Genomic DNA, 10,199 nt, shown 5'->3' on the forward strand with positions numbered 1-10,199 from the left:
GTGCCGGTGAGGGTCATCGTGTCCCCCGGATAGTTGGGGGCGCCGAGGCGGATGGCCACCTTGCGCAGGACGGCGCGCGGCCCGAGGTGGTCGGTGACGTACCGTCCGACCAGGCCGTTCGTGGTCAGGATGTTCATGAAGATGTCCGGGGAGCCCTTCTCCTGCGCGAGCGCCGCGTCATGATGCACATCCTGGTAGTCGCGGGAGGCGACCGCGCCCGCGACGATCAGCGTGCGGGTGACCGGTATCTCCAGCGGCGGCAGCGTGTCGCCGACGTTCATGCCTGCTCTCCCTCGGCTGTCGAAGCGAATGCGGGCGACGCCGCGATCGAGGCCCCCAGCTCGGCCAGCAGCTCACTGCCGCAGCCCAGGTAGGCGTCCAGTTGGCGTCCCCACAGGAAGTGCCGGTGGACGGGGTGATCCAGGTCGGCCCCCATGCCGCCGTGCAGGTGCTGGCCGGCGTGCACGACCCGCTTGCCCGCCTCCGAGGCCCACCAGGCGGCCGTCAGCGCGTGCTCGTGGGCCCCGAGGCCCTGGTCGATGCGCCAGGCCGCCTCGTAGGTGGTGACCCGGATCGCCTCGGTGTCCATGTACGCGTCGGCCGCGCGCAGCATGACCCCCTGGTTGGTGGAGAGCGGCCTGCCGAATTGCTCCCGGGTGGAGGTGTACTCCACCGCGCGGGCCAGGGAGCCCGCGCAGACGCCCGTCTGGAGCCCGGCGAAGGCGGTGCGGGCGGCGGCCAGTGTGTCCTCGTACGCACCGTCGGAGCCGAGGCGCTCTCCCTCGGCTCCGGTCAGCGTCAGTCGGCCCGCCGACCAGGGGGCGGTGGTCTCCACCGGTGAGGTCCGCACGCCGGGCGCGTCGGTCCGTACGAGCCACAGCGCCCGGCCCGCGTCCGGGACCAGTACGTGCGTGGCGTCCCGCAGCCACGGCACGGCGGGGGCGGTGCCGGTGAGCCGGCCGCCCTCGGAGGCGATCCGGCCGCGCGCCGGGAAGGCTCCGGTGGCGACCGCCCCGCCCGTGCCGAGGGCGGGCAGCAGCCGGGCGCGCTGCTCGGGGCTGCCGTGCGCGGCCACGGAGAGGATCCCGTACACGCAGGTGGCGGCGTACGGGACCTGCGCGGTGGTGCGGCCCTGTTCCTCCAGCAGCAGGACCAGGCCGAGCAGGCCGATCTCCTCGACCGCGGCGGTCAGTCCGGCCGTGGTGAGGGCCTTCCACAGCTCGGCGTCGCTGCCGGTTCCGGCTCCGGCGAGGCGTTCGTGGGTGGCGAGGTCGGAGAAGATCCGGGCGGCGAGACCGGCCGCGGCGGCCTGCTCCTCGGTGGGACGGAAGTCCATCAGCCCTCGCTCCCTCTGAAGACGGGGAGTTCGAGGTCGTCGTCGACGCGCAGGAACTCCAGCTGGACGGGGAGGCCGATGCGCACCTTGTCGTAGGGCACGCCCGTGATGTTGCTGACCATCCGGACCCCCTCGGCGAGCTCGACGAGCGCGACCGCGTAGGGCGGGTCGAAGGCCGGGAAGGGCGGGTGGTGCATCACGACGTAGCTGAACACCGTGCCGGCGCCGGAGGCCTCGACCGTGTCCCAGTCGGGGCTCGCGCAGGCGTTGCAGCCGGGGAGCCACGGGAAGCGCAGGGCGGCGCAGGAGGCGCAGCGCTGGATCAGCAGTTGGTGATCGCGCACCCCGTCCCAGAACCCCTGGTTGTCGCGGTTGATCACCGGGCGGGGGCGCCGGGCGGACGGGCGCTGCGCCGGGGGCCGCTGCACCGGCCGGGCGGCGGGCGCGTACTTGAGGATGCGGAAGCGGTGGGTGCCGGCGAGCTCCCCGTCCGCCTGGACGTCCATGCGGGTGGTCACGAAGTGGCCGGTGCCCAGCTTGGTCGTCTTGCGGGGCGACACGGTCTCGATGACGGCGTCGAAGGTGATCGCGGCGCCGGGGCGCAGGGGGCGGTGGTACTCCTGCTCGCAGTCGGTGGCGACCACGGAGGTGAAGCCGGCGCCGTCGAGGAGCGTGAGGAGCTCGTCGTAGGCGGAGGAGCGGTCCGCGTGGCCGGAGAGGCCGCCCATGGTCCAGGCCTGGAGCATGGTGGGCGGCGCGATGGCGTCGGGCCCGGTGTAGGCGGGGTTGGCATCGCCCATCGCCTCGCACCAGTGGCGGATCATCGGCTCGTTGACCGCGTCCTTGCCCCGGCCCGCGGTGGCGGCCGGCTGTCCTTCGAAGGCTGCCAGCAGTGTGTGGAACCGCGCCGCCTCCGCGGCCTCGACCGCTACCTCGACCTCGGCCGCGCCGGCGTCCACGTCGTGCATGTCCGCATCCGCGTCCCCCGTCATCGCTTCCTTCCCTTCATGCCGAGCCGCATCATGGCGACGATCTCCCGCTGGACCTCGCTGACCCCGCCGCCGAACGTGTTGATCTGGGCGGCCCGGTTCATCCGTTCGAGCTCGCCGCCCGCGAAAGCAGCCGGCCCGCGGATCAGCGCCTCCTCGCCCACCACCTCCTGGCACATCCGGTACACCTCGACGGTGGACTCGGTGCCGAGGAACTTCACCCCGCTGGCGTCGCCGGGTGCCAGGGCGCCACTGCCCACGTCCTGGACGAGGCGCCAGTTGAGGAGGCGTACGGCGGCCAGGCGTGCGTGCGCCTCGGCGAGCCGGGACTGCACCCAGGGGAGGTCGGCGGACCGGTCACCGGTGACCGGGTCGGGGGTACGGGCGTGGTCGAGGGCGTACGCGTAGAAGTCCTCGGCCTGCATGCCGATGGCGGCGAGGGCGACGCGCTCGTGGTTGAGCTGGTTGGTGATCAGGCCCCAGCCGCCGTGCTCGGGGCCGACGAGATGGCCTGCGGGCACGCGGACGCCGTCGTAGTACGTGGCCGTGGTGGTGAGTCCGCCCACGGTGTCGATCGGCGTCCAGGAGAAGCCCGGGGTGTCGGTGGGCACCAGGATGATCGAGATGCCCTTGTGCTTGGGGGCCTCGGAGTCGGTGCGGCAGGCGAGCCAGATCCAGTCCGCGTTCTGGGCGTTGGAGGTGAAGATCTTCTGCCCGTCGATCAGCCAGTCGGATTCCTCGCGGACGGCGCGGGTGCGCAGGGCGGCGAGATCGGTGCCGGCCTCGGGTTCGGAGTAGCCGATGGCGAAGACAATGTCGCCCGCGAGGATCCGGGGGAGGAAGTAGTCCTTCTGTTCCTCGGTCCCGTACTTCATCAGGGTCGGGCCGACGGTGTTGAGCGTGACCATGGAGACGGGGGCACGGGCACGGTAGGCCTCGTCGAAGAAGACGAACTGCTCGTCGGCGCCGCGGCCCCGGCCTCCGTACTCGACGGGCCAGCCGAGACCGAGGAGCCCGTCGGCGCCTATCCGGCGCAGAATCTCGCGCTGGTGGTCCGGATCATCGGGGAGGCCGTCCGGCAGCAGGTCCTGGAAGTACGCGCGCAGTCCGGTGCGGAGCCGCAACTGGCCTTCGGTCGGGGCGAGGTGCACGGCGCTGGCCTCCCGGCGTCACATCATCGAGGAAACCTGACTGTCCGTCAGATTCACCTGTGGTGTCAAGGAGGCGGGGGCGATATGCGCGAGGCACCCGCGCTACCGGACCCCAGCCGGTCCGGTCGCACGGGCGCCCTCAAGAATCGGAGCGGCTCAGGCGGCGACTACCAGCAGGGGACGAAGTTGACCGCGACGGTGGAGTTGGACTGTTCGATCGCGGTGCGGGCCGAGCCGTTCACCTGGGCGGTTTTGATCTGGTTGGAGACCCCGGTACCGGTGGCCACCTGCTGCGAGGTGGACGAGTTTCCGTTGTTGTCGCCGCCCACACCGCTGCCACGATGCCGACGACGCTCGCATTCGATCCGTCGTTCGCGAAGGAGCCGTTGTCGGCCGACGCCACCCCGCCGTGTCCCGGACATGCCGAAAAGGGCCGCGCCGTCCGGGAACCCCACCGTCTCCCGGGCCTGCGGCCCTGCAATGCCAAGCTTCACGCCCCCTGCGCGCCCCGACGCGAGCCGAGGTGATCCATCCGTGCCCCGCCCTGGGGGCACCGTCGTAGCGCGATCCACGGTCACGACCGACCGGGCTCCAGCGCCTGTTACCGGGCTGCTGCTGCTCTTGTTCTGCTGCTCTTGTTCCTGCTGGTCCTCCGGCTACGGATGCTGCCTACTGCTCTTGCTCCAGCCCTTGCTACCGCTACTGCTCTTGCACTTGTTCCTGCCCGGCGGTGACGCGTACGCCTGCGAACCGGACCCTGCGACTGCTCTGCGCTCGCGTTGACTTCACATACGGGACTACGGACTACGAACTACGGAATAACGGGTCTACGGGTCTACGGGACTACGGGACTACGGGACTACGCGGCGAGCGCGAGCACATCCGGGGCGGCGGCGCCGGTGGCGGCTGCGGGTACTGCGGCTGCGGCTGCGGGTACTGCGGTGTGCGTCGCGGCGGACACTGCGGACGAGGCCGGCGTGCGGGAGGCGGCTCCTGCCCCGGCGCCCATGGCCGCGGCGGTGGTGGAGCGTCGTACGGAGGGGGTCTTGCCGTGCGCCTCGGCGCGGATCCGCTGCTTGATGGTCGGCGGCAGCGAACCACCCCGCATCATCGCCCGCCAGGTCCTCCGGGCCGCGACGACCGGCCGGCGTACCGCGGTGGCCTCCGGCCCTGCGGTGGCGGCGGGAGTGGAGGCGACGGCCGGAGCCGACTTCATTGCGAGACCGAAGCCGGAGAGGATGGCCGCCAGGGCGGCCAGGACGAAGGTCCAGATCGACGTGAGGATGCTGCGGTGAGCCATGACGAGGTGCCTCGATTCACGATGTTCGGACGGGCGGATCTGAATACATTCGTCATGATGTGGCCGCAACCGCACCGCCCCCACGACCCGCGCCGATCTTCCGACAAACACCACTCGGAAGGCCCAACGCCGTCGTTCAGACCCCCGGCCGCCCTCCCCGGAGCCGCCCGAAAACCTGCGCCCGAACCCAGCCTGACCTGCACACTTCCTCCGGCACGCCCCCGCCGGACCGGCAAGCCGGGAATCCCCTCGCCTGCCTTGCCCCGGCGGAGTACGTACGTAGGGAGGCGTGAACGGGGAAGCCGAGCCCAGGTCGGCGACCGGGCCTGCTTCAGGAAAGGGGAGAAAGGCGGAGCCGGCCGGTCTTCTGGGAGGCGTCGGCGATGTAGAGGGGGTGGCCGCTCAGCCGCAGGGCGAGCTCCGGCTCCGGCAGTAAAGGTTGCCCCGGCCCTGCTGCAAGCCGCCCGCGCAATCGCCGACGCCCACCACTCGGTACAAGGGCGGTTCAGTGAGGCAAGGCAAATGACGAAGGGGTGCCACGTTCTCGGGGCACCCCTTCTGATCAGCACCTTCTCTGACCTGCTGCGGTGGGTGTGGGATTTTAACCCACGGTGACATCGCTGCCACGACGGTTTTCAACAGGGTTCCGCTGGCCGCACCCACTGAGGGTCTGACCTGCATGCGAAGCCCTATCGTTTCGGTGGGGGTGGTGAGACACCGTGATTGTCTGCTGTCGGGCGGGCAGCGGAACTGGACTGAACCGCCGTCGGTGAACGATGTGCCGATGAGAATGTCGGTCTCGTGCCGGTGGGCGTCGGGGAACTGCGCGAGGGCTTGGCCGAGCACCGCGACGTTATCGGCGACGGTGTTGGCTCCGGCGTTTCCGGGCCGCAGGATGCCGGACATCGCCTCGCCGGTATTGGTCAGAAGTACAGCAGCGGGTGGAACCCGAACCCGCCTGTGTAGTGGGTGCGGCCGCTTCCTTCTCGGAGTGGCAGGCGATCAGGGTCGCAGCGAGGTACAGGACCAGGCCGGTCACCTCGCCTCCGCCGGCCTTCACCGCGGGTATACCGGACCGAGTTTCGTTGCCCTGCAGCCAGGCTACCTCCCGGGCCTGAGCCCGGGCGGACCGCCTCCGGTCCAGCACCCGGCGTATCGGCGAGATCCCAGCAACCGTGCTCCGGTATGCCCGACCACCCCGCACCGTCAGCGGAGACAGCTCGGAAGGCACTTTCGCGTTACTGCCCAGAACTCGCTTCCCGCACCAAGTGAAACGGCGAGGCCAGTTACGAACGGGTCAGCGCCGGGTGAGGACCGGGGTCCAACGGCCCTCGTAGCGCAGGGTCGGCTCCCGGAAGCCGGAGAGCGGGATCGTCTTCTTGCCGTCCAGGCTCACCAGGAGCAGCTGGTTGCGGAACTCCCCGCTGCCGGGATCGCATTGTCTGGGGTCGCACCGCCAGGCGATGAGATGGTTGTCGTCGGCCCAGGCCAGTAGCTGCTGGCCGGGTACGAGTGCGAACCGCCGGCCGGTCTTCGCATCCAGTACTTCGGACACGATCTGCCCGCCCTTTCCGACGAACGGACCGGTTACCAGCCTTCCGTCGCGGGATAGGACGCCCCTCGGAGGGGGCAGGGATGATTCCTGCTCCGGGGGTGGCATTTCCTTGCCGTTCACGTCGTAGTAGATGCCGCCCTCCTTGTTGCCCATGGGCTCCCACAGGAGCTTCCCGTCGTGGCTCCAGCGAAGGTCCTGGCGTCCACCTCTAGGACCGACCTCACGATCGTTGCTCCTGGGTGGCTGCTCAGCGAAGTCGGCTTGGCCAGAGGCGACATCGATGACGTAGTAGCCGGTGCGGCTCGGCTTCGGCCCTGGTACCACCCGGCCATTCAACCGGTACGACGTGTCCATGAAGAGACCGTCCGGATTGAGGCTGTAGGTCGTCGCCACCAGGCGCTTTCCGTCCGGCGAGAACTGCACATGGCCGACTCTCTTGTCGAGCTCTATCCAGCGCTCCACCTTGCCTGTGGCCAGCTTCAGCAGCCCGATCCGTTCGACCGGCAGATTGCGTTCAAGCACCGCGGCGGTCTGCATTCCCGGGGCTACATCGAGCCAGGCCCAGTCGGTCCTCTCATACCGCTCGGTAGCAGCGTTGAGCAGGCTCCACTCGTAGGTTCCGATCGCATTCCCGTCTGACTGCTCCACGAGTTTCGTCGTGTAATACGACGAGACGGCAACCTGCCCGGCGGCGACCAACTCCTGCGGCGGCGACTGGCTGGCACGCGCCACCACCTCCGGGGTGTCGAAGTCGCCTGTGAGCTGCCCGTGTGTACCACCGCCATCCGTAGCCAGCGGCACTGCGACTCCCGCTGCGACAATCGCCGCGACCACTCCGGCCAGCACAAAGCTGCGCGCCTTGCGGCGCCGCAGCGACTTGTACACCTGCTCGACAAAGTGGTCGGACAGTCGAGACTCCGGTGCGTCCGCCTGCAGTGCCCCATGCCCTCGCCGCTCAGGTTCCACCTTGGGCGCACCATGAACCGGGAGCAGCACGCCCGCGTCGGTACTGTCGCCGACCGCCGCCACCAACGGCTTCCGGCATCCGGTCTGCCAGCGGCCGAGCATCTCCCGTACGTACGCCTCTGGCTCGTCCATCCGGTTCCAACGTCTGGCCGCCTTGACCAACGACTTCTCCAGAAGGATCTCCGCAGCGTGCTGGTCGCCCCCGCTGTGCAGCATGGCCACATGGAGCAGTTCCGGCGATCTAGTCACCACAAACTCGCGAAAACTCTGCTTCCCATCGGCGACCATAATTATCTTTCGAACCCTTCCGACTCGGGACTACGGAGCGCTGCGACTATGGCCGTTTTGAGCATTTTCCTCACGCCGGGTCATGTAGCCCCCAGGCTCCGGTCGACAGGAAACTGCTGTCCCCGAGCAGATCACCCCAGTGGCCCGCCCGTCACCGAGTTTCAGCCCGCCGCGATTATCAAGTGCACCCCGAGAGCTGCGCCGCTACCAATCCGCCTCTGGAGCAGAATGCGCCGGCCGCCGACAGTCCCGTCTACCTAATTCGTCACACACCGCTGTGCTGCACAGTTACAACATTCGATACGGTGCTGGCGATCCACGCCGGCCTCCGCGTATTAAATACCATGGGCTGCTACAGGTGAACGCGAAACAGTGCGGCGCGATGCAGCCACAGGATGCAATTCGCTCCACAATAGCTGCACCGCCGGGTTGATCGGTGAAAGACCCGTATTTTACGTTGCCGTCATCGCCTTTTCGCGAGCACCAGGAGGTCGGGGGTAACGGAATAGATTGCTCTCCGTCCCGAACGGTGAGGGCCGCCTCCGTACGCACGATGCCGGAAAACTGCGGCAGCTGGGCTGGAAGGCTAGCAGAACTCCGCCGCGATCCGTCTGTCGGCGCGATTGCCGGAGAAACGACCGGCCCCCTCGGCGTAGCGTGCGAGGTGTCGCAAGAGACTGCGGGGACCGATCGCTTCCGCCGTACAACTGACTCGATCCGGAATCAGTTTGACTTTCGGAGCTTTCCGCTACGGCGGACCATTAAATGCCTCACCCAACGTGAGTAGCGCATCTGAGCCCGCCTATCAGGCATTCGGCCGAGATCTTACTCAGTGAACCATCCGGTGTACTGACGAGCGCCATCCCCGTCCCACTGGAAATACATCGCGTAGTTGTGAGGCCAGCCCTGGACGTTGTAGCCTATTTTGTCACATCCGGCGTCGCCCCCATCGCTAAGGGTAAAAGCCGTTTCGGTGTAAGAGACACCACCGGTGTACTTGTGGGTGAGTCCTCCCGAGACGCCGCGGCCGTCCGCCGACGTGTCACAGATCTCGAACACATCTACAGAATCGTTGAAAGTCATTCGACCGTGGCTGTTGCTCAGGGTCATGTTTTGATCTGCAGCCAGGGCCGGCGATGCCGTAACGGCGATCATCGTGACGGCGGCAGCGCCGATCAGGGTTAGGCGGTTGAGCGATCTGGCCATTGGTTCCTCTTATCTGCTAGATAAAAAAACTGCAGGGCTCAAAGTAATCATGCAGTTCAGGAAACGCCTACAACCGGAAGCACCGAGCTTACATCGGGGTGGTAAGTTGGGCAGCCTACACAAGAGTGAATGCTCAACTATCTCCGAATGGGTCGATCCGGAGAGTTCCCGGTGGTGGGTCGATGCTTGAGCGTCGCCCCTTTTCACGTACGGAAGATCAATGTAGAACCGCAGCCGGCAAATGACACGCAATTTGAGCAAGATGTGAGGTTGGAGTGCAGCGAAGGTCGCGGCTGTCGGCGTGCCAGAATCGGGCAATGCCGACGACGAAGCCCTCATGGTGCCGAAAGGGTCGTTGTCCTATTTCAGCTGCGAGATCCTCGCTTCTGTCATCGAATCTCTCAATAGCCCGTCATTCGGCCTGATCGGCCCTGCCAGGGCCTCTATACAGCCACCGACAGCCACACCATCCACTTCTGCCAGCTCTAGCCTCGATCTTTCGTGACGGCCCGTCGGTTTCTTCCGTGGGCCGTTTCGGTTTGTTCGGGTTGGTGGTGGCCATGATGGCCCGGCTGTCGCGTCGGGTGGGGGCCAGGTTCCACGTATCCGGTCGGGATCGTGCTGTATGCAGGGCCGGAAGAGTACTGGTCACCGGGGCTCGGCAGAGCTGCGAGCCGTACCAGGGCGCCGGTTATCACGGTCGGTGACGATCTGGGCGGGGGCGGAGAAAAGACGGAGCCGAAGGCGACGGGGCTCCCACCTGTGGGTTTCACCGGTCATGGCGGGCGTGCGCAAAGGCTGTGGGAGCGCATTGACGAACCGTCATGGGTGGCAGGCAGGTACACCGCAGCGCCACGGCCGCCCCGGCCTGTTCGCCGATAAGGCGCCACTCCTGGCGCTCCTCGACGGTCCAGAACCCCTGATGCGGTCGTGGGGCCCATCTGCGAAGGCTCGCAGCCCACCTCCCCAGCCGCTGTCCACGGAGTTCATGCCGGAGTCCGCCCCGCGCCCCTCCGACTGGGTGGCACCGGACACATCGACAGCAAGCTCGACATGTGGTCCGAATTCGGCTTCTATGGCGCGGTCCTGGTCAACGCCGCGCCGATCTGGGCCCCGCTCCGCTACGTAGCTCGGCGGCGCGACGTTAGGAGTGCGCAGCTCTAGCGTAGTGATCCTGGCCCACAGATGGCCGATACGCGCTGGTCAACAGCGGGATACGGGTGCATCAAGGTGAGACAGGATGAGCAGAGAGGGCGGGCACCCGCTTCGGGTACCCGCCCTCGGACCTGCTACTTCTCTGACCTGGCGGTGGGTGTGGGATTTGAACCCACGGTGACATCGCTGCCACGACGGTTTTCAAGACCGTTCCCTTAGGCCGCTCGGGCAACCCACCTGGCCGGTACAGAGT

The 10,199-nt window shown here is 67.6% G+C and carries 7 protein-coding genes, 1 tRNA gene and 1 pseudogene; all 9 read right to left on the reverse strand.

Annotation, left to right across the window (positions count from 1 at the left end; genetic code table 11):
* The coding region (locus tag ACWGIU_RS18130; RefSeq protein ID WP_453706955.1) for a MaoC/PaaZ C-terminal domain-containing protein at positions 1-281 on the reverse strand (281 nt) is incomplete at its 3' end.
* Positions 278-1,336: an acyl-CoA dehydrogenase family protein gene (locus ACWGIU_RS18135; RefSeq protein WP_453706957.1), complete on the reverse strand. Its 1,059-nt coding sequence runs from the start codon at positions 1,334-1,336 to the stop codon at positions 278-280. The genes ACWGIU_RS18130 and ACWGIU_RS18135, both read right to left, overlap by 4 nt.
* Positions 1,336-2,328, reverse strand: coding sequence for a bifunctional MaoC family dehydratase N-terminal/OB-fold nucleic acid binding domain-containing protein (locus ACWGIU_RS18140; protein ID WP_453706959.1), 993 nt, complete (start codon positions 2,326-2,328; stop codon positions 1,336-1,338). Before ACWGIU_RS18140 ends, ACWGIU_RS18135 begins: the two co-directional genes overlap by 1 nt.
* Positions 2,325-3,476: an acyl-CoA dehydrogenase family protein gene (locus ACWGIU_RS18145; RefSeq protein ID WP_453706961.1), complete on the reverse strand. Its 1,152-nt coding sequence runs from the start codon at positions 3,474-3,476 to the stop codon at positions 2,325-2,327. The genes ACWGIU_RS18140 and ACWGIU_RS18145 overlap by 4 nt, the downstream gene beginning before the upstream one ends.
* 167 nt (positions 3,477-3,643) lie before the next feature.
* Positions 3,644-3,879: pseudogene (locus ACWGIU_RS18150) on the reverse strand (hypothetical protein).
* A 456-nt stretch (positions 3,880-4,335) separates the two neighbouring features.
* On the reverse strand, positions 4,336-4,776 hold the full coding sequence (locus ACWGIU_RS18155) for a DUF6344 domain-containing protein (protein WP_453706963.1): 441 nt from the start codon (positions 4,774-4,776) through the stop codon (positions 4,336-4,338).
* A gap of 1,297 nt (positions 4,777-6,073) precedes the next feature.
* Positions 6,074-7,585: a hypothetical protein gene (locus ACWGIU_RS18160; RefSeq protein ID WP_453706965.1), complete on the reverse strand. Its 1,512-nt coding sequence runs from the start codon at positions 7,583-7,585 to the stop codon at positions 6,074-6,076.
* Positions 7,586-8,410: 825 nt separating this feature from the next.
* Complete coding sequence (locus ACWGIU_RS18165) at positions 8,411-8,791, reverse strand: hypothetical protein (RefSeq protein WP_453706967.1); 381 nt, start codon at positions 8,789-8,791, stop codon at positions 8,411-8,413.
* Between the two features lie 1,303 nt (positions 8,792-10,094).
* Positions 10,095-10,184 (reverse strand) — tRNA-Ser (locus ACWGIU_RS18170).
* Between the last annotated feature and the right edge of the window lie 15 nt (positions 10,185-10,199).

This window comes from Streptomyces sp. NPDC054840, assembly GCF_053611065.1.